Source organism: Chitinophaga sp., from assembly GCF_036569185.1.
GTDB lineage: Bacteria > Bacteroidota > Bacteroidia > Chitinophagales > Chitinophagaceae > Chitinophaga.
In genome coordinates this window covers 33,923-58,458 of sequence record NZ_DATCRD010000102.1, presented here as the reverse complement: position 1 = coordinate 58,458, position 24,536 = coordinate 33,923, and the positions used below count along the sequence as shown (strand labels likewise).

Here is a 24,536-nt window from a genome sequence, read left to right as displayed (position 1 = left end):
GATACGTGTCTAACCAGAATAACACGGTCCGCAATTCGGATAACCGCCTCATCTTTGATGTGAAGAACGACTGGCAGCCACGCAAAGGCGTGAACATCCGCCTGTTCTCCAATGTGAACTATACTACTTCTTCCGCCCCGGTAAAAGGCTGGCAGGATATGCTGGCATTCACCAACACCTCGCTGATACAGCCATATACACTGCTGGTAGACCCGGCCACCGGCGAACCGCAGAATGTGCCTTCCAAAAACCAGAAGAAGGAAGACAGGTATGCAGGCTTAACAGGCATGAAACCACTATACTATAATCCTTTGGAAGACCTGGGCCTGGAAACCGGCACCACCAAAGCGTTACAGATCCGGTTGGGCGGTAGCATCAATGTGAGGCTCCTCGAAGGATTGAACGTGGAAGCAGGAGGTACCTGGAGCCGGGGCGATGCACAAAGCAGATCCCTGTACGATAAAACGGCTTACCGGGTGCGGCTCTGGTACGATGATAATACTTCCATCTCCAATGGTTCCAAACATTATATCCCTGATGGCGCCGTAGTGAATGAGGCCAGGAATTTCAACCAGAGCTATATGTTCCGCGCACAGCTCAACTTCAATCGCACCATCGCCAGCAAACACCGCGTGAGCGCTATTGCCGGTAATGAAATCAGCCGGAACACATTCGATAATAACACGCTTCCAACACGCTTTGGGTATAACGATCAGGCAGGTACATTTTCTACTTTTAACTATGCCGATTATAACGCAGGTTCCTATAGTGCCGACATGCTGGGCAGCAATAGGCCCACCGCCAGTATAGGCAGCTATGCGTACCAGGATAACCGTTTTGTTTCCTGGTATGCCAACGGCTCCTATGAATACGACAACCGCTTTATTCTCAGCGGAAGTATCCGGCTGGATCAAACCAACTTCTTTGGTACCGATCCCCGTTACCGCTATAAGCCGCTGTGGTCTGCCGGTGGCACCTACAAACTGGCACAGGAAAAATTCTTTAATGTACCGGTCATCGACCGTCTCGATCTGCGCGCTTCTTATGGTATCAACGGAAATATTTCCCTGAACTCGGGACCTTTCCTGATCATTACCCCTGGCAGTTATTCTAATTATACAGGAGATGTATCTTACAGTATCTCATCTCCTCCCAACAACTCGCTGCGTTGGGAAAAAACAAAAAGTACCAACTTTGGCGTGGATATTTCCCTGCTGAACAGGCGGATCAATGTTACTGCAGATTATTACCTGCGTAACAGCAGTGATCTGTTGGCATCTGATGCAATTGATCCTACACGGGGCTTTAGTTCACTGGTGAAGAATATAGGGCAGGTGCAAAACAAAGGGTATGAAATTTCAGTGAATGCGGATGTATTGCGCAAGCGCAATTTTATATGGAATACCTTCCTCAATTTCAGCTACAATAACAACACCGTTGTTACTTACAATGTGAACTACCAGTATCCTTCCAGTATCACCAACGGCGCTATAAAAAAAGCAGGCGATCCCCTGGATGCCCTGTATAGCTACAGGTTTGCCGGACTGGATAATAACGGTGTGTCGCAGTTCTATACCACTAAAGGAGAAAAAAGCGGTGGCGGTAACGTAGATGTGGGCGACCTGGTTTACAGCGGTACCCTGCGCCCTAAATATGCGATCAGTTTAACCAACTCTTTCCGTGTACAGCACTTCGATTTATCATTTATGTTTATTGCGAAGATGGGGAATGTGTTAAGGAGAGACGCTTTCAGCGGATCCAATATCCTGAATAAACATGTATCAGAAAGATGGAAACAACCGGGAGATGAGGCGCATACTATCTACCCGAAACTCAGCAGCTGGAATATGGATATGTTTTATTTCCCTTATTCGGATATACTCATAGAAAGCGCCAATTACCTGAAGCTGCGCGATGTAACCTTAACCTACGATATCAATCCCCACCTGCTGAAACGTATCGGCTTCACCAGTACCCGCATTTATTTCCAGACAAGGAACCTGTTCCTGATCACCGCCAACAGCGATCATCGCGATCCTGAAACATCAGAGCTGAACCTGTCCGGCGGTACCGGGGCATTTACAGAACAGGGCTTCTCTTCCCTGTCGCTGCGACCGGAATTTTATGTAGGGTTATCATTCAGTCTTTAACAATTAACACGGCGATCATGAAACAGCGTATACTCATACTCGTTATCATCATAGCAGGAAGTATCAGTTCCTGCCAGAAATTCCTGGATGTAAAGCCCAAAGGAAAACTAATCCCTTCGGAGGTAGCGGATTTTGACCACCTGCTGGATAACAGCAACATTGCGCAGTGGGTGTTTATCGATAACAACACTGGTTGTAATCTTGGTTATTTAACAGATAACCTGTCGCTTTCCGAGGGAATAGGAAATATCAATTACAAGGCCAATAACCATCCTAACATCGACCGTTACTGGGCCTATGTTTTCAGACAACCTTATAAAAATCCGGCCACATCGGACTATTTCTGGGATTGGGGCACTTACCGGTCTATGGCTTATTTTAACAACGTGATAGATGGGGTGCGTGCCATTCCCAATCTCAGTGCAGAAAACCAGCAATACGCAAAGGCAGTAGTGGCGCAGGCGCTGGTAAACAGGGCATGGTCGTATTTTATCACCACACTGGTATATGGGCCGGTGTATAAGCCCGGTACACCCAACGATACCAAAACGATTCCCTATGTCACCAGCGCTGATATAGGCGCCCCGTTGCCTGACCTGTCTACCCAGCAGCAGGCTTTTGCACTGGTGGCCAACGACGTGCTCACCGCTTTGCCGGATATACCGGAAGTAACCAACTGGCCATCCCGTCCCAATAAAGCGGCAGCGCAGGCTTTGCTGGCCTACTATCACCTGTTTACACAGAAATACGACAGCGTAGTGTATTACGCCAATCTTGCCTGGACCGCTGCCAGTAAAGGAGGAACCGACAAACTGATCTACGACTATAACACTTTTTCATGGACGGATCCCACCAACCTTATCAACAGCACCATTAAAGGGCCGGATAATTTCCTGAGTGCGGCCAACAGTCGTGAGAACCTGTTTTACCGGAACCTTGATGCCGGCGCAGGCAGGTCTTCTTCCAGTTATCCTTCCGATGAGGTGATTGCGTTGTATGACCAGGCCAATGACCTGCGGTTCAAATATTTCTTTTTAACAGCACCCGGTTATAAGACTACTTATAATAACGTTGTTTATGACGACGGTAACCGGATCCAGTATTATCGCGGCGCCAAAACAAACATGACTGCAGGCTTTACTTACCCCGAACTGCTGCTGATGCGCGCAGAAGGATATGCCCGCACCAACCAGCTGTCTGCCGCCATCGACGACCTGAATACGTTGCGCCGTTACCGTTATAAAACAGGTACGCCCGCGTTGCCGGTAGGTTCCCAGGATGAAGTGATCAGGCAGGTGCTGGAAGAGAGAAGAAGGGAGCTGCCGCTCGGATCGTTCAAGCGTTTCCTGGATCTGAAAAGACTTTGTCTTGAAACCGGCAAGCCCTGGAGCAAGCAGAAGATACAGCATAAAATAGGAGCGGAAATACACGAAGGAACGGTAGACTCAAAAGATTTTATTTTAACCATCTCCAACGTGATATTGAAGTTTAACCCGCAATGGAATATACCGCTGGATGGAAGACCATTTTAAATCATAAATCAACATCAATATGAAACACATCTTAGTATCAATGCTGACTTTATTCCCTGCCGCTCTCATGGCCCAGGACGGAGCCTATGTACTGAAAGGAAAAATAGGGGCGCTGGATGCACCCGCCAAACTGTTCCTGACTTACCGGGCCGACGGAACCACCGTAAGGGATTCCGCTGAATTGAAACAGGGCGTATTTGAATTTAAGGGCAAAGTGGGCGATCCTGTAAAAGCTACGCTGATATTGCGCCACGGGCCGCCCACCAATATAATGTCGTATAAGTCGGATATGCTGGCTGTATATCTTGAAAAGGGCACCATTGTGCTCAGTGGTAAAGACTCCGTGTATAATGCTACTATAAAAGGCTCCCGGCTCAACGATGATCAGCAGCGCCTGCAGGCGAAGCTGCAACCGGCCACCGCGCAGCGGGACCAGCTGATGGAAGATTACATTGCCGCCAGCAATGAAACCCGTAAGTCGCCTGAATTTAAAAAATCCTACGAGGAAAAAAGTAAGGCCATCCGTGAAGAAGAGAAAAAGATTTACCAGGCATTCATCAGAGAAAATCCCAAATCCCTGGTAAGTATTGATGCCCTGCAAAGCAGTGCGGGCTCTATTCCTGATAACCCTGCAGAGCTGGAAACAGTATTTAATACACTCTCGGCATCTGTAAAGGAAAGCAAAAAAGGGAAGGAGCTGGCGGCACTGATCAATGGCTGGAAGCAAACAGCTGTTGGCGCCACTGCTCCTGTGTTCACACAAAATGATACACTTGGCAAGCCCGTGAACCTTACTGATTTCAGGGGCAAGTATGTACTGGTGGATTTCTGGGCAAGCTGGTGTGGTCCCTGCCGTGCGGAAAACCCGCATGTGGTGGCCGCCTTTAACAAGTATAAAGACCGGTCTTTCACCATCCTGGGCGTATCACTCGATCAGGCGAACGGGCATGATGCCTGGCTGAAAGCGATCCATACTGATCAGCTCACCTGGACGCATGTATCAGACCTGAAATACTGGGAAAATGAAGTGGCGAAATTGTATAGCGTGCGTGCGGTACCACAGAATTTCCTGCTGGATCCCAATGGGAAAATTATAGCGAAGAATTTACGTGGGGAAGAGCTGGACAAAAAGCTGGCGGAAATATTGACACATTAATTTGCCTTCATCTGCTGCTTGTTAAGAGGGTGTATCGGATATGATACACTCTCTTTTTATTTAGATACACCGATGATGGTCATGGTTTACGCAATTCCAAAGCTTTCACTTTAGCCCCTTATTTGATTTTTTCGAAGTCGTAATGTCCTTTGATATATTTGTTGAGATAGATGCCCTTTGAGCCGGACGACTTCATGGCCAGGTAAACGGTTTCAGGCACATCTTTATAATCATATACCATTCCTGATACAAATATGATCCGGAGCGTACGCTTATCAGCGTCATAAATCATATGGGCAACCACAGAAGAGGGCATACCTGCGCCGGATCAATTATCATACCGTGCGAGGTTATATTGACTGTTTCGGGGAAATGTTTCCATACTTATTTGTGGTGTGGAATTTGTAATGTACCCCCGTTTAACTCTGGCAATAGTTTGCTGTTCACTTGTAAAAAGGGGCCTGCCGGAATCATAACTGGCAGGCCCCTTCTTCTTTATGATCATCCTTCGTTTTTCTTATCCCTGAACGCCTTGGGTGTTTGCTGTGTGCGGGCCTTAAATACCGTAGAAAAATAAGCAGGGGAAGAAAAGCCGCATTCATAGGCTATTTCGGCAATTGATAGTTTGGAGTTCACCAGCAGGTACCTGCCTTTTTTCACCCGCGCTTCCAGGATATAGTCGTTTACGTTACAGTTCAGCAGCAACTTCACTTTACGATATAGCTGCATCTTTGAAATGGCCAGTTCCTGGCAGATGTCTTCTACACCGAAATGATCGTTGCCCAGGTTCTTTTCCACAATGGCCGTGAAATCATTTACAAACCTGCGGTCAGGCTTGCTGGATTGTGCGCTGTATACCCTGGTTTCCGGCTCTGCGATGTAGTGGTCTTTCAATAAAGCCCGGTTATTAAGCATGCTGCTGATACTTTCTGCCAGGTATTTCAGGTGGAAAGGTTTACTGATATAGGCGTCTGCGTTATGCTGCATACCCTTTATCCGTTGTTCCTCGCTGCTGTTGGCGCTGAGCAGGATCACAGGGATATGCGAGGTACGGATATCCTTTTTTAATGTTTGCAGTACCTGGATACCATCTATACCCGGCATCATAATATCACACAGGATAAGGTCGGGTATATGTTCAAAGGCCAGCCGCAGCCCTTCTTCTCCGTTGCTTGCATGAAACACTTCATATTGGCCGCTGAGGAAATCAGCGAGGAAATGATTCAGGTCAGGATGATCTTCAATCAGCAGTACCGAATGCGGGTGCGACTGTGTGGCTGTAGATAATTCTTCTGCAGGTATATCGTCCGGTTCTTCGTCTGTATAATTATGCAGGGAATGATTGATCACGCTCATATGCTCATCTTCCTGTTGTATTTCTTCCGGCGCAAAAGGGGCAGCAGTACCGGGTAAGGTAATACTGAAAGTAGTGCCGGCGCCCTTGCTGCTTTTTACGCTGATGCTGCCATGATGAAGGGAAATAATTTCCCGGGTCAGTGCCAGCCCTATACCGGTACCTTTATGCTCATTGTTCCGGCTCTGGTAAAATAGTTCAAAGGCATGCGCCAGCGTATTTTCATCCATGCCGCTGCCATCGTCTTCAATACGGATCACCGCTTCCTGCCCGGCGCCCGGCTGTTCAAGATAGATATGCACCTTTCCATAATCGCTGGTAAATTTAAATGCATTGGACAGCAGGTTATACAACACCCGGTCAAACAGGTGCTGGTCGAACCATGCCTTAATCCCCGGTTGCCGGGTGATGAGCCGGAAGTCGATATGTTTTTTTACGGCTATGCCTTTATAGGCTTCCATGATCTCCAGCATAAAGGCCGGCAGGTCGTTTTCAGCCACTTTCAGTTGCAGCTTCCCGCTCTCAATCCGCCGGAACTCCAGCAGCTGGTTCACCAGCCGCATCAGGTGCGTCACATTCCTGCGCATCAGTTCCAGCTGTTGTTTCTGAATGGAGGAAAGCTGTCTGCTCCCCATCAGGTTTTCCAGGGGCGCCTGTATCAGTGTAAGCGGTGTACGGAACTCGTGGGAAAGATTGGTGAAGAAAGTAAACTTGGCCTCTGTGGCTTCCTGGGCCCTGGCGGTCATTTCCACCAGTTGGTCCCGTTGCTGCAGGATCTCATCCCGTTGTTGTTTCAGTTGCCGGTTGATGCGCCTGTTGGTACGTAAAATAAAGAACAGCACAATACCCAGCAGGAAAGCAATGCCCAATGTGGTTACCACTATGCGCAACAGGTGTTGCTGATCCTGGTACAGGGAGCGTTGTTCCTGCAGCAACGATTGCTGCTGTTCTATTTCCTGGTGCTGGGCCTGTATCTTATCTATCTGCAACCGCATCAGCTTTACATTGCTGCTGTCTATCAGTACGGTTTGCAACAGGGTATTACGCGGCACCTTTTTGCCGGAGAGGATATCGGCGGCCATGCTGATGGCCTCTTTGCCGCCACTGGGATACAGCAGCGAGGCGCTGAGGATATCGCGGGATACAAGGTCTATGCCGGCATCGGGGTAAGGTGAAGCGTCTACGCCGATGAAGCGGGTACGCAGGTTGCCTTTTTCCCGGCAATAACGGTACATGCTATACGCCATTACGTCGTTCTGCGCAAAAATGATATCGGCCTGTTGTACCGCAGAATCGTTATATGCAGCAGCTTCCCGGGTTTTGTCGGCCACCCAGCTGCCTTCCAGTGTGGCTATCACTTTCAGGCCAGGGTAACGCAGCAGCGCGTCATGAAAGCCCTGGTGCCGTTCCACCGTGGGGGACGAGCCCCTTAATCCTGTTACTTCTATGATCCGGCCGTGGCCATTCAATTGTGCCGCTATATATTCTGCGGCCAGTTTACCGATGTTGTAATTATCGCCCCCGATGTAAGCCGTAAAGGAATCGGTGGCGGCCTTACGGTCCAGGATGATCACCGGGATGCCCTGTCCATAGGCGGTGGCAATTACCGGGGCCAACGGAGCTGCCTCATTGGGCGACACTACCAGGATATCAATTTTCCCTGCCAGCAGTTCCCGGATCTGCTGCACCTGCCGCTTACTGTCACTTTCTGCATCGCGATACAATAACTGCATCTCCGGATGATAAAAAAGTTCCCGCTTCATTTCCGTAAGCATGTTCCGGCGCCAGTCGTCGTTACCGGTACACTGGGAAAACCCGATCCGGTACTTTGGCCCTGTTTCCGGACGGCATCCTGCAATATATACTAACAGGGGAAGACATATTAAATAGAGATATCGAACTGGCAATTTTGGTTTTATTTCTAAAAACAATGATACAAAATTGAAAGAGATCTGGTAGTAATATATCTATGATGATATATAAATTGTTATTTATCAATATTATAAATCAAGTTATACAGGTTGTTATAATTTTGAAATAAACTGGTGTGATACAATAACGGCAGCCTTTTTCAAAGAAGTAGGTTTGACATATCGATCAAACTATTTCTACGTTATGAACAACAACATTGTTTTCTTCTGGGCCTTTGTAGTAGCGCTTGGCGGTTTTCTTTTCGGTTTTGATACGGCTGTGATCTCCGGTGCGGAACAGCATATTCAGCAATACTGGCATTTAACGGAAGTGCAGCATGGTTTTACGGTGTCCATCGCCTTAATAGGAACAGTGTTTGGCGCGCTGGGAGGCAGTACCCCATCAGATAAACTGGGCCGCCGCGCCACTTTATTACTGGTGGCTTTAATATACCTGGTATCAGCAATTGGTACGGCCATGGCCACTAACTGGTATTTTTTCCTGGTATGCCGTTTCATTGGCGGACTGGGTGTTGGCGCTTCTTCAGTAACGGCCCCGGTATATATTTCAGAAGTTTCTCCCGCATCTTATCGTGGCCGAATGGTCGCTTTATTCCAGTTTAACGTGGTTTTTGGTATTCTGATCTCCTATTTGTCGAACTACTTTATTGGCGGATATGGGGGTGAAAACTCCTGGCGCCTCATGCTGGGCATCCAGGCTATTCCTGCGGCCTTGTTCCTGGTATTGCTCCGCTGGGTGCCTGAAAGCCCGCGCTGGTTACTGCTGCGCGGGAAAAAAGAGGCGGCTGCCATCAAAACCCTGCAGATCATCAATCCTGCCGGTTATGAAGAAGATATCAATACCATCCGCCAGTCGCGGCACCAAAGTATTGGTGCGCCAAAGGAACGGCTGTTCGCCCGCAAATACCGCACACCGGTGTTGCTGGCGGTATTGTTCGCGGTTTTTAACCAGGTATCGGGTATTAACGCCATTATTTATTATGCCCCCCGCATTTTTGAGATGTCAGGTTTAGGTACCGCTTCGTCCCTGCTTTCTACCGTGGGGCTCGGCATCGTGAATTTCATTTTTACGTTAACGGCTATACGGTTTATTGACCGTATCGGCCGCCGGCAGCTGATGCTGATAGGTACCATAGGGCTGATTGCCACGCTGGGGCTCACCGCCATCTCCTTTTACACGCATACCGGCGGTATAGCGGTGATCTCTTACCTGCTTATCTACATTGCCTTCTTCGCTTTCTCGCAGGGCGCCGTGATATGGGTCTTTATCTCAGAGATATTTCCAAACGCGGTACGGGCCAAAGGTCAGACGTTGGGCAGTTTCACCCACTGGATCATGGCGGCCATCATTGCTTTTACCTTTCCCTGGCTGGCCAGCCACATCGGCGGCGGCCACATTTTCGCCTTTTTCTGCGGCATGATGGTATTGCAACTGCTTTTTGTATGGCGCCTGATGCCGGAAACAAAAGGGCAAACACTGGAAGAAATTGAAATGACAATGGTAGTGCATTAAAAATACAGCTTATGATAAACAAGTATAACATTGCCTGCCTCGGGGAAATACTGTGGGACATTTTACCAGACCGGGAACTGCCGGGCGGCGCTCCTATGAATGTAGCGTACCATCTGCAGAAACTGTCGCAGCAAGTGGCCATGGTATCGGCTACGGGAACAGATGATCATGGCCGGCGGTTATTGCAGCTCATGCATAATATGCAGCTTTCTAACGCTTACGTACAAACGAATACCACCTATGCCACCGGTAAAGTAAATGCCTGGATGGATACGCACAACGATATGCAGTATGATATCCTGTACCCGGTAGCCTGGGATCATATTGCCTGGAATGATTCCCTGGAAAACCTGTTATCAGGAGATGACCTGCAGTATATTGTTTTTGGCAGTTTGATGGCCCGGCACGAAGTATCCCGCAATACACTCCGGAAAGCGTTGCAGTCGCCCGCCATAAAAGTGCTGGACATTAACCTGCGCGCACCCTGGTATTCGCAGGAAACGCTGGAGTGGCTTATGAGCAGCTGCCAGCTGCTGAAACTGAACATTGCCGAACTGGAGCTGATCAGCGCCTGGTACGGCAGCTGGTCTACCCATGAAGAACAAATACAGGCATTATCCTCCCGCTTTAACATTCCAACAATAGTAGTTACCCTGGGCAGCAAAGGCTGCATGGGATATATAGACGGGGCTTTTTATTACCAGGAAGGGCAGCCGGTGAAAGTAGCAGATACCATTGGCAGCGGAGATGCGTTCCTGGCAGGCTTTCTTGTAAGCAGGCTGCAGCAGCGCTCTCCCGCCTGGAGCCTGGCCTATGCCAATGCGCTCGGCGCACTGGTAGCATCCCGCCACGGCGGCTGCCCGGCATATGATCCGGCCGATATATACAGCATGATGAAAGTACCACAGCATACTTAGCCAATTATTACATTTCCACACCACCATTTCACAAATTCCATTTATGAAAAAATTGTTTTACTTATTACCGATGTTGCTGTTCGGCCTCTTCGCCATGGCACAGCAACGTAACATTACCGGTACCGTTATCAGTAAACAAAGCAGAACGCCATTGCCCGGGGTTACCATACAGGCGGGCAACAGGAACACCATTACCAATGGCAGCGGGCAATTCACCTTGCCGGCTGCTGTTGGGGAAATACTTAACTTCTCCTACATCGGTATGAAGCCAATGTCGCTGAAAGCAACGGAAGGCAATATGTCGGTAGAAATGGAAGAAAACGCCACGGATCTGAACCAGGTGATTGTAACCGGTTACCAGACACAGAAAAAGGCAGACCTTACCGGCGCCGTATCCGTAGTGAACGTAAGTGAAATAAAAGACATCCCGCTTGGCAACCCGGTGAAAGCCCTGCAGGGTCGCGTTCCCGGCGTGTTCATCACTACCAACGGCGATCCCAACAGCAATGCCACTGTACGTATCCGCGGTATTGGTACCCTGGGCAATAACGACCCGCTTTATGTAATTGATGGTATCCCTACCAAAAGAGGATTGCAGGAACTGAACCAGAACGATATTGAATCCATCCAGGTATTGAAAGATGCCTCTGCCGCTACGATCTACGGCTCCCGTGCGGCTAACGGCGTTATCATTGTTACCACCAAAAGAGCGAAGAAAGGCTACAGCCGCATCACCGCAGATGTATCCGCTTCCCTGCAGGATTACAGTACCAAGTTGAAAACGCTGAATACAGATGGGCGAGGCCGCGCCTATTGGCAGGCTGCCGTAAATGATCATGCCAACCCGAATAATAACCAGATCTACCAGTACGACTGGAACGGCGATTACAACAACCCGGTGCTGAATAAAATTATACTGCCGGAATTTATCGACGCGGCCAAAACCATGAAGCCGGCGGATACTTACTGGTACGACCAGATTGCACAAACTTCCCTGCTGCAAACCTATAACGTATCTATTGCCAATGGCAACGAAAGAGGTAATTCCTATTTCTCCGTGGGCATGTATAACAACAAAGGCATTGTAAAAGAAACACAGCAAAGGAAAATAACCGCCCGCTTTAATACGGACTATTCCTTTTTTAAAGGCCGGCTGAAGATCGGCGAAAACCTTTCTGCCACTTACATCAGGGACGCATTGGTGCCGGCCGGCGATATACTTTTCGCTGCATTGGTGCAACAACCTGTGGTGCCGGTACATACTGTTGACGGCGGTTGGGGCGGCCCTGCTCCCGGTATGACCGACAGGCAGAATCCCGTTAGGCTCATTGAAGATAACCGGCAGAACAAAAGCAATTTTCTTCGTTTATTCGGTAACGTATATGCGGATGTGGAAATCATTCCTAACCTCCACTTCAAAAGCAGCTATGGAGTAGATTATAATGGCACCTACCAGCGTACGCTGCGTAAATCCTATACTTCCGGGTTCTTGTCTGATCCTTCCAATTTCTCCCAAACATCGCAGGACTATAATGGTAACTGGGTATGGCAAAATACGCTTACTTATAACGTAGCACTGCAGAAGCACAGGTTCGATTTTCTTCTGGGAGAAGAACAGATTAAATATATGGCGCAGAATTTTTACGCCAGCCGCCAGGGATACGCCCTGGAAAATATTGATTACGCCTACCTGAATGCAGGATCTTCCAATAAAGATAACGGTGGTACCGGTAGCGGCTATACGTTATTATCTTATTTCGGGAAAGCCAACTATTCTTATGATAACAAATACCTCGCATCGGTAACCCTTCGGCGTGATGGTTCTTCCCGCTTTGGAAAGGAGAACCGTTTCGGGATGTTCCCCGCAGTATCGCTGGGATGGCGCGTAAGCGAAGAGAACTTCCTGAAAGAGAACCTGCCTTTCCTGTCGGATCTGAAACTCCGCTATGGCTGGGGTAAATCAGGTAACCAGGAAATTGCGAACAACGCTACGTATACGTTATATTCTGCTATTTACGGCATAGATCCGACCTGGGACTTCGACAGCGGCAGCGCATACGACCTGGGCGGGGCTGGCTCGGGACAGTTACCGTCCGGCTATACCCTCATCCAGCAGGGCAACCCTGCATTGAAATGGGAAAGCACAATGGAATCCAACGCGGGTATAGACTTTGGCCTGTTCAATAATCACTTTACCGGTTCCATAGATTATTTTGTTAAGAAAACATCCGATATCCTTATCAGCCCGGCTTATCTCGCTGTAATCGGTGAAGGCGGTACTAAATTCGTGAATGGCGCCTCCATGCAGAACAAAGGACTGGAAGTATTATTGTCGTACAACGGCAACATCGCACCCGGACTGGCCCTCACCGTTACCGGTAACATAGCCACCTACCGCAATAAGATCACTAAACTGCCGGAAGAAGTGCTCACTTCCTATCCCGGCAACGGGCAGGATAAAACCATCCTGGGGCGTTCTATTAATTCCACTTTCGGATACGTGGCAGATGGCTTGTTCCGCTCACAGAAAGAGGTGGATGAGTATGCAGCCCAGATAGGGAAAGGCGTGGGCCGTATCCGTTATAAAGACCTGAACGGCGATAAAGTGATTGATGATAAAGACCGCGACTACATCGGGAAAGGGGATCCGGATTTTACCTACGGACTGAACGTAACACTGGAGTATAAGCACTTTGATCTTACCTTCTTCCTCCAGGGAATACAAGGCATACAGGTATATAATACTTACAAAACGTACACTGATTTTGCTTCCATATGGCCGGGAACTAATTGGGGCGCACGCACGCTGGACGCATGGACGCCGCAAAATCCAAACGCTTCCATTCCTGCGCTCACACTGGTAGACCGTAATAACGAGAACCGTACCTCTACTTATTTCCTGGAATCAGGTTCTTATCTCAAACTGAGGAACCTGCAGTTGGGATACAGCTTCCAGCACCTGTTCAGCAAGCGTTTACAAACAGCAAGGGTATACCTGCAGGGCAGTAACCTGCTCACCTTTAAGAACAAAAGCTTTACCGCCACCGATCCCGAGAATCCCAATAATGCGTATCCCATTCCGGTGATAGGCACTATTGGCTTCAACCTGTCTTTTTAAATACTTAACACTGCCATCATGAAGCACATAAAATATATACTTTTACTCAGCTGCCTGTTGCTCGGCGCATGCAGCAAATTCCTGGACCAGGAGCCGCAGGGCGTTATTTCCGGTGATGACCTGAATTCGCCGGCCAACCTGGAAAAAATGGTGACCGCCGCCTATGCATCGCTGGGCAATGATCACTATACGGCTCCATACTCCAGCATGTGGCCCTATGGCAATATCCGCAGCGGCGACGCTTACAAAGGCGGCGATGGCGCCGGTGACATCAGCGACTTTCACTTTTATGAAACCTTTTCCCTGAACAGGATCGACAATGGCTCTTCCGATTTGCTGTGGTTCCGCCTGTATGTATGCATAGGCCGTGTAAATGATGCCCTGGGCCGTTTGAACAAGGCCACTGAAAATAGTTTCCCGGAAAAGGCAGTGCGGCAGGCGGAAATGAGGTTCCTGAGAGGGCATTATTATTTCCTGTTGAAAACATTGTTCAAATACGTTCCTTACATCGATGAAAATGCGCCAAAGGAATCCTACGATACCATTTCCAACCGTACTTATTCCAACCTGGAGCTATGGACAAAGATCGCAGATGATTTCACTTTTGCCGCTTCCCATCTCCCCGATGTACAACCGCAGGTAGGAAGAGCCAATAAATTTGCAGCAAAGGCTTACCTGGCTAAAACACTGTTATACGAAGCCTATAAGCAGGATGAAAATAATAATGTAACAGCTATCGATGCCACATTGCTGCAACAGGTAAATTCATTGTGCGATGAAGTGATCAGCTCCGGTAAATACCAGCTGGCAATTGATTACGCCAACAACTTCCTGTCGAAAAGTGAAAACGGCCCGGAATCCGTTTTTGCTATCCAGTATTCAAAAGATGATGGAACGCCCAAAGGTCGCCTCGACTACGGCCATGCGCTGGATTATCCTATGAACCAGGACTATGGCTGTTGCGGGTTCCATTCACCCAGCAGCAACCTGGTGAATGCTTTTCAGACAGGTACTAACGGGCTGCCACTGTTTGAAACGTTCAACAATGCAAACATCTCCACGGAAGCGGATTTTCATACCCACACTTTTGATCCGCGGTTAGATCATACCGTGGCTATTCCCGGGCATCCGTATAAGTATGATCCTGCGTTTATTTACCAGCGGGCCTGGGCCCGCGCTCCTGAAGTATATGGCAGCTATCTTAGTTTGAAAGAAGCGGTATTACCTGGCGATGCTACGTTTCAGAAGGTGCCGCCTTTTATGTCGAGCTCCAAGAACTGGGAAATTATCCGTTATGCAGATGTGCTGTTATTTAAGGCAGAAGCATTGATAGAACTGGACCGCGCTGCGGAAGCATTGCCGCTCATTAACCAGGTGAGAACGAGAGCCGCGGCCAGCACGGGTTTATTAAAGCTGGCAAATGGTACATCCACATCCAGTTATAAAATGAACACTTATCAACCGGGCGTAAACTGCACCTGGACCACCGACTTTGCCCGCCAGGCCCTGCGCTGGGAACGCCGCCTGGAATTTGCCATGGAGGGTTCCCGCTTCTTCGACCTGGTGCGCTGGGGTATTGCAGCTGAATATCTCAATGCTTATTTTGCCGTGGAAAAAACACGCCGGGCTCACCTGAATGACGCGTCCTTTAAAAAAGGCAGGGACGAATACCTGCCCATACCATTAAACCAGATTAATTACAGCAAAGGGTTATATAAACAAAACGCCGGCTGGTAAAAACAAAATATCATTGTTATGAAGAAGCAACTTTTTTCCATATTGCTGGCAGGATTATTACCCGCATGGCTATACGCACAGGACAATGCCACGCCCACCCCGCAGTGGAGGCCGGTGTATCACTTTACTGCGGCTAAGAACTGGCTGAATGATCCCAATGGGTTAATTTACCTGGACGGCGTATATCATTTGTATTACCAGCATAACCCATTTGAAAATAAATGGGGACATATGAGCTGGGGCCATGCCACCAGTAAAGATCTGCTGCATTGGAACCACTTGCCGGTGGCTATCCCGGAGATAGAAACAAAAGATACCACCACCTGGATATTTTCTGGCTCAGCTGTATTGGATAAACACAACAGCAGCGGTTTTGGTAAGGATGGGAAAGCTCCTGTGGTGGCCATTTATACCGCCGATCAGCCAAAGCAGCAAAAGGAATCGCAGTTTATTGCATACAGCAACGATGGCGGCTTAACCTACACCAATTATGCAGGCAACCCGGTAGTGGATATCAATAAAAAAGATTTTCGTGACCCAAGTGTGATATGGCTGGAAGAGCAGCATAAATGGCTGATGACAGTAGCCGTGCCTGCTGAACATAAAGTACAGTTCTATGCATCTGAAAACCTGAAGAACTGGCAGCTGTTAAGTGAATTCGGCAACCAGGGCGATACCCGTAAAATATGGGAATGCCCTTCGCTTACGCCCATGAACGTTGATGGCAACCCGGCAAAAAAGAAATGGTTGCTGATGATCTCTTCCGGTAACCAGGACGCCGCTACAGGCATGCAGTATTTCGTGGGCAACTTCGATGGTAAAACATTCACCAACGATAATAAGCCGGAAGACCAGTTGTTTGTAGATTATGGCAGAACTTTCTATGCCGCTATTCCCTACAACAACCTGCCGGATAACAGGCGTATGATGATAGGATGGCTGATGCCATTTGAAACGCCCACTTCGCCATGGCGCGGACAAATGTCTATTCCCCGTGATCTTCAACTGAAAACTACGCCAACGGGTATACGTTTATTTCAGCAACCTTCTGCAGGGATCAGTACCTATCTTCAGAAATTGCCAGCTGCAAAGAAATTACAGCTTAAGCCCCAGCGTATTAATAGCAAAGAGCTGCAGTTAAGTAATAATAAGGGTTTTAGCACAAACGCCTACTGGGCAGATGCTGAGTTTACATTGGCCACCGCTACTGATTTTGGCTTTAAAATAGCAGAGAGTGTAGTAGTAGGCTATAATGTACAACGGAATGAACTGTACATCCGCGATGGAAAAGATACGCAGCACCTGAACATACAGCCTGTTAATAACAGGATCAGGCTACAGGTGTTACTGGATAGGTCGTCGGTAGAAGTATTTGTAAACGATGGGGAAAAAGTGCTTACCACCTTGATATTCCCGGATAAAGCCGCTACTGGTTTTTCGGTGTTCGCGGAGAACGGGGAAGTAAAATTGAACGGGTTAAAAGCATGGGATTTAGGTAAATAGATAAGTTCAGTAAATATAAAAGCGCCGGCTCTTTTGAGTCCGGCGTTTTTTGTGTTAACTTGTAGTATATTAAGTTTGTTCCATGCCCTTTACTAAGAAGAACGTTATTAATATTGCCATCGCCCTTGTATGGATCATAAACGGGATATACTGTAAGGTATTGAATTATGTTCCCCGGCACCAGTTGATTGTAGCCCGGATACTGGGAGAAGATCACGCAGCGGTGCTTACACGCACTATCGGTATCCTGGAGGCAGGGATGGCCATCTGGATACTTTCCCGTATAAAATCGCGCTGGTGCGCCATTGCACAGATCCTGCTGGTAGCCGCTATGAATATTATAGAATTTATTGTGGTACCGGACCTCTTGTTGTTCGGGCGAATAAATATTGTCATAGCTGCTGTTTTTATCCTGATCATTTACCTGAATGAATTTAAAACCCATGTTAGCCTTTCTTAAAAATCATCCTTTTGCAGTGGAAGCGTTCTTTGAAAGTTCGCTGGTGCTCACCTATGCGTTTCCTGTAGCGGTGCTGGAACCGTTGCTGCCTCCCCAGCTGGAGCCTGATGTATTCCAGGACCAGTGGGCTTTTATAGCCATTGCGATCGTTAAAACAAAAAGCCTGCGGCCAAAGGGATTCCCCGCTTTTATGGGCAATGATTTTGTGCTGACGGGTTACCGGGTATTTGTGCGCTATACTAATAGCAAAGGTAAGCGGTTAAGAGGTTTATATATTTTGAAATCCGAAACAGACCGGAAGAAGATGCAATTTCTTGGAAACCTGTTTACCCATTACCGTTATACCACTACAGATATTACTGTTAACGGGGAAAAGGATATTATTTCCGTTAGATCCGTAGCTTCCGGACTGGATATCAGGGTTGATGCGGGAGATGCTGACGCTACTTTACCGCAAGGTTCCCCGTTTAATAACTGGAAGGAGGCAAGGCGGTTTGCAGGGCCATTGCCTTTTACGTTTACCTGTAATGAACAGTCGGACGAAGTGCTGATCATTGAAGGCGTGAGAGAAAACTGGACGCCGGCGCCGGTTTCGGTATTGCATAGCGAGATTGGATTCCTGCATCATCCTGCATTACAAGGAGGCAGGTTAGCGAACGCATTTATCATCCGGCAGATTCCTTATTACTGGAAAAAAGGAAAAACAGATATATGGAGAAGATAAGCAGAGCACCGTTTCAGGGTATTGGAAATATTATCCGGTTCAACTGGCATTTTTATGTGCTGTTTTTGCTGTTGCTTGTGGTGGGTTTGTTGTTCACCCAATATACATTAACCCGGCTGATGTTATGCGGCGCTGCTATCGCCACTTTATTGTCGTTACTGGTTTCCTGGTATATTTACGACCGTTCGGATCTGTATACCTTACAGTGGCTGGATGATATGGGTCTCCGGCCCCGGCATATAGTGAACATTCATGCAGGGTTTGATGAAACCAGCCACTTGCTGGCGCATAAATACCCGGAAGCGGATTTACAGGTGTTTGATTTTTATAATCCGGAGATGCATACCGAGGTATCTGTTGAACGTGCCCGCAAAAGGTATGCGCCTTATGCTGGCACGAAAGTGATCAGCACTGCCGCTGTACCGCTGGAGCCTGCATCGGTGGATGTGGTGTTTCTTTTACTGGCGGCGCATGAGATCAGGGATCCTTCGGAAAGAACGGTTTTTTTTAAAGAGCTGCATCGTTGCCTGGCCCCGGATGGAAAAATTGTGGTGTTGGAGCATCTGAGAGACATACCTAACTTTATCGCCTATACGATCGGGTTCCTGCATTTTTTTCCGGGAGCAACCTGGAAGAAAGCATTTAACAGCGCAGAGCTGCAGCTGGAAAAAGAAAAGAAGATCACCCCTTTTTTGTCGGCTTACACATTACAGAAAAATGGAACTGCATCTTAAAATTGCTGGTTATATACTGGTGTTATTATCCCTGGTACATGTTTTCTTTCCCCGTTATTTTAACTGGAAGAAGGAGTTTGCCTCGATCAGTCTGCTGAGCAGGCAGATCATGTATGTGCATACTTTTTTTATAGGGCTGATGGTGCTGCTGATGGGAATGGCCTGTGTGTATGCCGCAGAAGATATTGTGCATACGCGGTTGGGACACCTGCTTGCGCTTGGGTTTTTTATTTTCTGGTTATGCCGCCTGGTGTTCCAGTTTTTTGTTTATTCCCCTGTGTTATGGAAGGGGAAACGTTTTGAGACGATTGTGCATATTGTGTTTTGTTTTCTCTGGGGGTATTTTAGTGTTGTTTTCCTGCTGGTATCCCGGGTGGATGTGTAAGGTGTGGAACGGTAGCAGTTCCGCTAATTATAAACCACCTCATCCCACGCCGCATTGTTTTTTTCGTTTACTTTGTTTACCAAAGCAGCTGATTCATGTTCCACGCAAACGATATAAAGGAGTGGCAGCGCCGTATTAGTTTATACGACGATGAAGTGGCGTACAGGGAACTGTTCCTGCACTTTTATAAGCCCCTGCTGAAGTTTGCGGTTTCTTTTGTTAAGTCTGCCGAAACGGCGGAGGAAATAGTATCGGATGTATTCATCAGCCTGTGGGAGCGCCGCCAGCACCTGGAAAATGTGAATAACCTGCAGGTATATATGTATGTAAGCGTAAAAAATACGGCGCTTAAATACCTGCTCAGGCAAAAGAAGCAATCGGCCATTACTATCGACGAATTGTCTGTAGAACTGGCAAGCCCGCACCAGGACCCGGAGCAGATGCTGCTTACGGCAGAGATGCTGACCCGCATTGAAGCGGCTATAGAAGGACTGCCACCCCGCTGTAAGATCATTTTTAAGCTGATCCGTGAAGATGGCCTGAAGTATAAAGAGATAGCGGAAATCCTGAATGTGTCTGTTAAAACCATCGACAACCAGCTGGCCGTTGCCCTCGCTAAAATAGCCAGGGTATTGAATGTACAGCTGAAGAAATCGTCCCGCTGATACCCCTTCTGAAATTTTTTTTTGTTTCTTTTAGTAGATATTGATCCCAAAAGGTACCTATATACAGAGTAGCTATCGAAACGTTATGAATAATAAGCGCATATGGGAACTGATGGGCCGGAAACTGGCCGGGGAGGCATCTGTAGAAGAACTGCAGGAGCTGGAGGGGTTATTGCGCGAACATCCTGATCTTCACTTCCCGGTGGAAGCCATTGCAAATATCTGGAAAACAACCCCTGATCCGGCCGAAAGGGCGGAAGGAGAGGAGGCGCATACCCGCCTCATTAACCGTATGCAGGATCGGGGCATTAGCATTGGTTTACCTGCTGAAGAACAGCAGGCCGCTGTATTTCAGCTGGAAGAAGGTAAAAGAAGACCTTGGCTGCGCTATGTGGCTGCCGCTGCAGTTGCAGGAGTGCTTATAGCTGCTGCCGCCTGGTGGTGGCAACCTTCAGGAAAAACCGCCCACTCACCTGCGATCAGCGAAGTTGCTACCCGCAATGGTTCCCGTACTTCTGTTCAGCTGCCCGATGGCTCGCATGTATGGCTCAACGCCGGCAGTAAACTTACCTACAGTAAAGATTTTGGTAATAACAACCGCGAAGTGAACCTCAGCGGTGAAGCCTTTTTTGATATCGCTAAAAATGCAGATTACCCCTTTATTATCCATACCGCCCGGATGGATGTAAAAGTATTGGGCACCCGGTTCAATTTAAAGGCTTATCCGGACGATAAAATGACGGAAGCCACGCTGTTGCAGGGCAGTATTGAAGCTTCGCTTAAAGGGCGCCCGGGTGAGCGGATCATCCTGAAACCTACCGAGAAGATCCTGGTATCAGACGATTCCAGCGCTTTACATACGGTGAAAGCCAGTGAACCGGTAATGGCCGTAAAACATCTTACTTACTATGCAGAACAGGAAGATGCTATTGTGGAAACTTCCTGGATGGAAAATAAACTCGTATTCCGCGATGAGTCGTTCGCATCGCTGGCAGCACGCATGGAACGCTGGTACGGGGTAACGATCCGGTTTGCAGATAAACAAAAAGAAGAACTGCGCTTCACAGGGGTGTTTGCACAGGAAAATATTCAACAGGCATTGCAGGCATTACAAATGACTGCTGCATTTAATTACACCCTCCACGGTACTGAAATTATTATTAACCAGTAATATTTCCGTTATGAAAAAAGGTAACAACTTTAATTCGTCCTGAGCTGCTGGTAACAAAAAAGGGAAATGCGCCAACATTTCCCCTGAAGCATAACAGGAAGCTTCGCCGATCCTTGAAAACAGCTGGCTTCCATTTTATTACCTCTGAATCTAAAAGTATGAAAAAATCGCTAACAACTGCGAAGCGACCCTCCCATGCCTTCAAAAAAGTCTTATTAATTATGAATTGGACCGCCGTACTGCTGCTGGCAGGTGTGCTCCAGGTATCTGCCAATGCGAAAGGGCAGGGAACAATAACCCTCCGGCTCAAAGAAACGGAGATCGCCAAAGTGCTTAGTAGCATTGAAAAACAAGGCGAATATCGTTTCCTGTATAATAACGCATTGAAAGATATCAGGAAGAAAGTGGATGTGGATGTGACCAACACACGTCTGGCTGACCTCATGAGCGAAATACTGACCAATACCGGCCTTAAATACAAAGTGATCGACAACAATCTTGTGGTGATCATGGCTAACACCGGTGAACTGCAGGATATTAAGATCACCGGTAAGGTAACCAGTAAAGATGGAAATACACCGGTGCCGGGCGCCACTATCAGTGTTAAAGGCACTTCCCGCGGAACGGTTACCGGCCCGGATGGTACCTATACGCTCACAATGCCTGAAAACGCTACCCTGCTGGTATCTTTTATCGGTTTTACCAGCCAGGAAATACCGGTGAACAGCCGCTCCGTGATCAATGTAACCCTGGTGGAATCTGTAAGCATGGTGGAACAGGTAGTGGTAGTAGGTTATGGCGTGCAGCGCAAGGTGGATGTTACGGGCGCTATCAGCCAGATCAAAGGAGAAGAGATCAATAAACAACCCATCAATAATCCTGTAAGCGCGCTCCAGGGAAAAGTGCCGGGAGTAACCATCACCAATATCGGTAAGCCGGGAGCAGCACCGGAAATCAAGATACGGGGTATGGGTACCGTATATGGCAGCACCAACCCGTTATATGTAGTGGATGGAGTGTGGTATGATGATATCAATTTCCTCAACCCTGCTGATATCGAAAATATGAGTATCCTGAAAGATGCTTCCAGTGAAGCCATTTACGGGATACGCGCAGCAAACGGTGTAGTGCTCATTACCACAAAGAAAGGAAAATCAGGTAAACCGGTGGTGAACTACAATGGCTATGTAGGCTACCAGAAAGTAACCAATGAAGTAAAAATGGCCGATGCCAGCCAGTATGCTACGCTGGTAAATGAACTGCAGGAGCGCAACGATAAAGCCCCCCTGTTCGATGATCCTTCCCAGTTTGGAAGGGGCACTGATTGGTATCACCAAACGCTGAGGAACGCATTGGTCACCAATCACCAGTTATCTGTAAGCGGTGGATCAGATAAATCTACCTATAATTTCTCCGTAGGATATCTTCATCAGCAGGGCCTGGTAAACACCAATGATTTTACGCGTTACACCGCCCGGTTACAAAACGATTTCCAGGTGTTTGAGCCCCTGAAGATCGGTTACACCGTTACTGCATCTGCCAATAAATCAAATGATGTTCCTGATTATATCTGGCGCCAGTTGTATGCTGCAGGCCCTGTAGTGCCCGTGCATTACGCGGATGGTACTTATGGCGATCCGAACGATTATAACCTGGGTGAAGGCGCTAATTTTAATCCACAGGCCACACTCGATTTTTTCAACCAGATCACCAAAAAGCAAACTGTTACCGGTAGTGTATACGCCGATCTGCGGTTTGCCAAACACTTTACCTTCCACACCAGCGCCGGCGGCGAGTATGGTGAGAACCTGATGCGTAACTATGTACCTGTATATGCAGCTACTATTGCACAACGCGCCACCAACAGTAAACTCACCCGGGAAAATACAGATACCCGCAACTGGATCGTGGAAAATACATTAACCTATCAGAATAAATTCAAGGATCACGACCTGAGAGTATTACTGGGCCAGGGCGCACAACGCTATCAAACCTATAAGCTCACTGCCACCGCGCCTAATGTGCCTAACAACAGTGAAGGCGATATGTACCTGAAACTGGGTAGTACAGCGGGAAGGGAAATAACAGATGAAGGAGATGTTTATACGGTATCTTCCTATTTCGGACGGATCAATTATTCGTTTAAAAACAGGTACCTGCTGAATGCCTCGCTGCGTGCCGACGGCGCCTCCCGCTTCTATGGCAATCAACGCTGGGGCTATTTCCCTTCTGTAGGTATAGGCTGGATCATCAGTGAAGAAAGCTTTATGAAGCAACAGCACTTCTTTGATAACCTGAAATTACGCGGTAGCTGGGGGCAAATAGGAAACGCTTCCATCATTTCCAATATCTCTGTATTGAGAGTGGCCCAGGATCCTTACCTCACGGCTATCTTCGGTGGTAATGTGAATACCGGCGCCAGCATCAACTCTGTAGTGCCACCCACCACTTATTGGGAAAAAGGCGTAGGTACTGATGTGGGCGTAGAAGCCAGTATGCTCAATAACCGCTTATACCTGGAAGCAGGTTTCTACAACCGCAAAACAGTGCAGGCTATTTTTGATGTGAACATCCCCGGCTCTGTAGGTACCAATTCCGGTACTATCATCGCCAACCAGGCGGATCTGCAGAACCGCGGAGCGGAAATCGCATTAAGCTGGAAAAGCAAAATAAAGGAAGACTTTACCTACTCTATTGGCGGTAACGTAGGCTATAATGAGAACAAAGTATTGAGCGTTGTTTCCGGTAAGAATCCCATTTATGCAGGCGGCGGCGGACTTACCAGCGGCGCGCGCAGCACACGTACCATGGTAGACCGGCCCATTGGTGAATTTGTAGGCTACCTGGTAGACGGAATTTTCCAGACAGATGCAGAAGCATTAAACTCCGCCCAACCTAAAGCCAGGGCGGGCGATTTTAAATACAGGGATGTAAGCGGCCCCAAAGGCGTGCCCGATGGCGTAATTGATGCGAACGACCGTGTACCGCTGGGCAACCCCAATCCCCGTTACAGCTATGGTATCAATACTTTCTTTTCATGGAAACAATTTGATCTGACCCTCGATTTCCAGGGCGTTGCAGGGGTAGATGTATACAATGTAAACCTCGGCGCACGCTTTGGAAATGAAAATTTTACAAAGGATTTTTATGATAAGCGCTGGCATGGACAAGGTACTTCCAATACCTATCCTTCTGCTTTCATCGGCGGCCGCGATAACTACCTGCCCAATTCTTTCTTCGTGGAAAACGGCAGCTACTTCAGGATCAGGAATATCCAGCTGGGATATAATTTCCCGGCTGCTATGACAGAAAGATGGGGCATGAAGAACCTGCGCGTATTTGCAAATGCACAGAATGCGTTCAACTTCTTCAATTACCGGGGATTCACACCGGAAATTGGCGGTAAGCCCAAAGAAGCTGGTATAGACAACAATGTATACCCGCTCTACGCAACCTACAACTTTGGTGTAAATGTTACTTTCTGAT

The 24,536-nt window shown here is 47.9% G+C and carries 17 protein-coding genes; 15 read left to right on the top strand and 2 right to left on the bottom strand.

Going from position 1 to position 24,536, the window contains the following annotated elements:
• The 3 genes from VIM72_RS07755 to VIM72_RS07745 form a co-directional block, all read left to right on the top strand.
• The coding region (locus tag VIM72_RS07755) for a hypothetical protein (RefSeq protein WP_332002268.1) at positions 1 to 2,150 on the top strand (2,150 nt) is incomplete at its 5' end.
• Between the two features lie 17 nt (positions 2,151 to 2,167).
• Positions 2,168 to 3,682 carry a RagB/SusD family nutrient uptake outer membrane protein gene (locus VIM72_RS07750; RefSeq protein WP_332002267.1) on the top strand — a complete coding sequence of 505 codons (1,515 nt, stop codon included), beginning with the start codon at positions 2,168 to 2,170 and terminating at the stop codon, positions 3,680 to 3,682.
• 19 nt (positions 3,683 to 3,701) lie between these two features.
• A complete protein-coding gene (locus tag VIM72_RS07745) occupies positions 3,702 to 4,838 on the top strand; it encodes a TlpA disulfide reductase family protein (protein WP_332002266.1) in 1,137 nt (378 codons plus the stop codon).
• Between the two features lie 118 nt (positions 4,839 to 4,956).
• Here the strand turns inward: VIM72_RS07745 and VIM72_RS07740 are convergent, their stop codons facing one another.
• Complete coding sequence (locus VIM72_RS07740; RefSeq protein WP_332002265.1) at positions 4,957 to 5,154, bottom strand: KTSC domain-containing protein; 198 nt, start codon at positions 5,152 to 5,154, stop codon at positions 4,957 to 4,959.
• A gap of 185 nt (positions 5,155 to 5,339) precedes the next feature.
• Positions 5,340 to 8,099: a hybrid sensor histidine kinase/response regulator transcription factor gene (locus tag VIM72_RS07735; protein WP_332002264.1), complete on the bottom strand. Its 2,760-nt coding sequence runs from the start codon at positions 8,097 to 8,099 to the stop codon at positions 5,340 to 5,342.
• Positions 8,100 to 8,307: 208 nt separating this feature from the next.
• Between VIM72_RS07735 and VIM72_RS07730 the strand changes: the two genes are divergently transcribed.
• The 12 genes from VIM72_RS07730 (at position 8,308) to VIM72_RS07675 (ending at position 24,535) form a co-directional block, all read left to right on the top strand.
• Positions 8,308 to 9,636: a sugar porter family MFS transporter gene (locus VIM72_RS07730; protein WP_332002263.1), complete on the top strand. Its 1,329-nt coding sequence runs from the start codon at positions 8,308 to 8,310 to the stop codon at positions 9,634 to 9,636.
• Between the two features lie 11 nt (positions 9,637 to 9,647).
• Positions 9,648 to 10,553, top strand: a complete 906-nt coding sequence (locus VIM72_RS07725) for a carbohydrate kinase (RefSeq protein WP_332002262.1) — start codon at positions 9,648 to 9,650, stop codon at positions 10,551 to 10,553.
• A 43-nt stretch (positions 10,554 to 10,596) separates the two neighbouring features.
• Positions 10,597 to 13,671 carry a TonB-dependent receptor gene (locus VIM72_RS07720; RefSeq protein WP_332002261.1) on the top strand — a complete coding sequence of 1,025 codons (3,075 nt, stop codon included), beginning with the start codon at positions 10,597 to 10,599 and terminating at the stop codon, positions 13,669 to 13,671.
• 18 nt (positions 13,672 to 13,689) lie between these two features.
• On the top strand, positions 13,690 to 15,408 hold the full coding sequence (locus VIM72_RS07715) for a RagB/SusD family nutrient uptake outer membrane protein (RefSeq protein ID WP_332002260.1): 1,719 nt from the start codon (positions 13,690 to 13,692) through the stop codon (positions 15,406 to 15,408).
• 18 nt (positions 15,409 to 15,426) lie between these two features.
• Positions 15,427 to 16,911 carry a glycoside hydrolase family 32 protein gene (locus VIM72_RS07710; RefSeq protein ID WP_332002259.1) on the top strand — a complete coding sequence of 495 codons (1,485 nt, stop codon included), beginning with the start codon at positions 15,427 to 15,429 and terminating at the stop codon, positions 16,909 to 16,911.
• 82 nt (positions 16,912 to 16,993) lie between these two features.
• The gene (locus tag VIM72_RS07705; RefSeq protein ID WP_332002258.1) at positions 16,994 to 17,371 is read left to right on the top strand and encodes a DoxX-like family protein; all 378 of its coding nucleotides are present in this window, start codon (positions 16,994 to 16,996) and stop codon (positions 17,369 to 17,371) included.
• The gene (locus VIM72_RS07700) at positions 17,355 to 18,095 is read left to right on the top strand and encodes a DUF2071 domain-containing protein (protein ID WP_332002257.1); all 741 of its coding nucleotides are present in this window, start codon (positions 17,355 to 17,357) and stop codon (positions 18,093 to 18,095) included. The genes VIM72_RS07705 and VIM72_RS07700 overlap by 17 nt, the downstream gene beginning before the upstream one ends.
• A complete protein-coding gene (locus VIM72_RS07695; protein WP_332002256.1) occupies positions 18,083 to 18,829 on the top strand; it encodes a class I SAM-dependent methyltransferase in 747 nt (248 codons plus the stop codon). Before VIM72_RS07700 ends, VIM72_RS07695 begins: the two co-directional genes overlap by 13 nt.
• A complete protein-coding gene (locus VIM72_RS07690; RefSeq protein ID WP_332002255.1) occupies positions 18,813 to 19,214 on the top strand; it encodes a hypothetical protein in 402 nt (133 codons plus the stop codon). The genes VIM72_RS07695 and VIM72_RS07690 overlap by 17 nt, the downstream gene beginning before the upstream one ends.
• A gap of 95 nt (positions 19,215 to 19,309) precedes the next feature.
• Positions 19,310 to 19,879: an RNA polymerase sigma-70 factor gene (locus VIM72_RS07685; protein WP_332002254.1), complete on the top strand. Its 570-nt coding sequence runs from the start codon at positions 19,310 to 19,312 to the stop codon at positions 19,877 to 19,879.
• 85 nt (positions 19,880 to 19,964) lie between these two features.
• Positions 19,965 to 21,050, top strand: a complete 1,086-nt coding sequence (locus tag VIM72_RS07680) for a FecR family protein (protein ID WP_332002253.1) — start codon at positions 19,965 to 19,967, stop codon at positions 21,048 to 21,050.
• A gap of 221 nt (positions 21,051 to 21,271) precedes the next feature.
• Complete coding sequence (locus VIM72_RS07675) at positions 21,272 to 24,535, top strand: TonB-dependent receptor (RefSeq protein WP_332002252.1); 3,264 nt, start codon at positions 21,272 to 21,274, stop codon at positions 24,533 to 24,535.
• Position 24,536 lies beyond the last annotated feature (1 nt).

Coding starts and splice junctions, on each gene's coding strand:
- VIM72_RS07685 (WP_332002254.1), top strand. CDS start 19,310: ATGTTCCACGCAAACGATATAAAGGAGTGGCAGCGCCGTATTAGTTTA.
- VIM72_RS07710 (WP_332002259.1), top strand. CDS start 15,427: ATGAAGAAGCAACTTTTTTCCATATTGCTGGCAGGATTATTACCCGCA.
- VIM72_RS07745 (WP_332002266.1), top strand. CDS start 3,702: ATGAAACACATCTTAGTATCAATGCTGACTTTATTCCCTGCCGCTCTC.
- VIM72_RS07690 (WP_332002255.1), top strand. CDS start 18,813: ATGGAACTGCATCTTAAAATTGCTGGTTATATACTGGTGTTATTATCC.
- VIM72_RS07700 (WP_332002257.1), top strand. CDS start 17,355: ATGTTAGCCTTTCTTAAAAATCATCCTTTTGCAGTGGAAGCGTTCTTT.
- VIM72_RS07730 (WP_332002263.1), top strand. CDS start 8,308: ATGAACAACAACATTGTTTTCTTCTGGGCCTTTGTAGTAGCGCTTGGC.
- VIM72_RS07740 (WP_332002265.1), bottom strand. CDS start 5,154: ATGCCCTCTTCTGTGGTTGCCCATATGATTTATGACGCTGATAAGCGT.
- VIM72_RS07715 (WP_332002260.1), top strand. CDS start 13,690: ATGAAGCACATAAAATATATACTTTTACTCAGCTGCCTGTTGCTCGGC.
- VIM72_RS07725 (WP_332002262.1), top strand. CDS start 9,648: ATGATAAACAAGTATAACATTGCCTGCCTCGGGGAAATACTGTGGGAC.
- VIM72_RS07705 (WP_332002258.1), top strand. CDS start 16,994: ATGCCCTTTACTAAGAAGAACGTTATTAATATTGCCATCGCCCTTGTA.
- VIM72_RS07675 (WP_332002252.1), top strand. CDS start 21,272: ATGAATTGGACCGCCGTACTGCTGCTGGCAGGTGTGCTCCAGGTATCT.
- VIM72_RS07750 (WP_332002267.1), top strand. CDS start 2,168: ATGAAACAGCGTATACTCATACTCGTTATCATCATAGCAGGAAGTATC.
- VIM72_RS07720 (WP_332002261.1), top strand. CDS start 10,597: ATGAAAAAATTGTTTTACTTATTACCGATGTTGCTGTTCGGCCTCTTC.
- VIM72_RS07680 (WP_332002253.1), top strand. CDS start 19,965: ATGAATAATAAGCGCATATGGGAACTGATGGGCCGGAAACTGGCCGGG.
- VIM72_RS07695 (WP_332002256.1), top strand. CDS start 18,083: ATGGAGAAGATAAGCAGAGCACCGTTTCAGGGTATTGGAAATATTATC.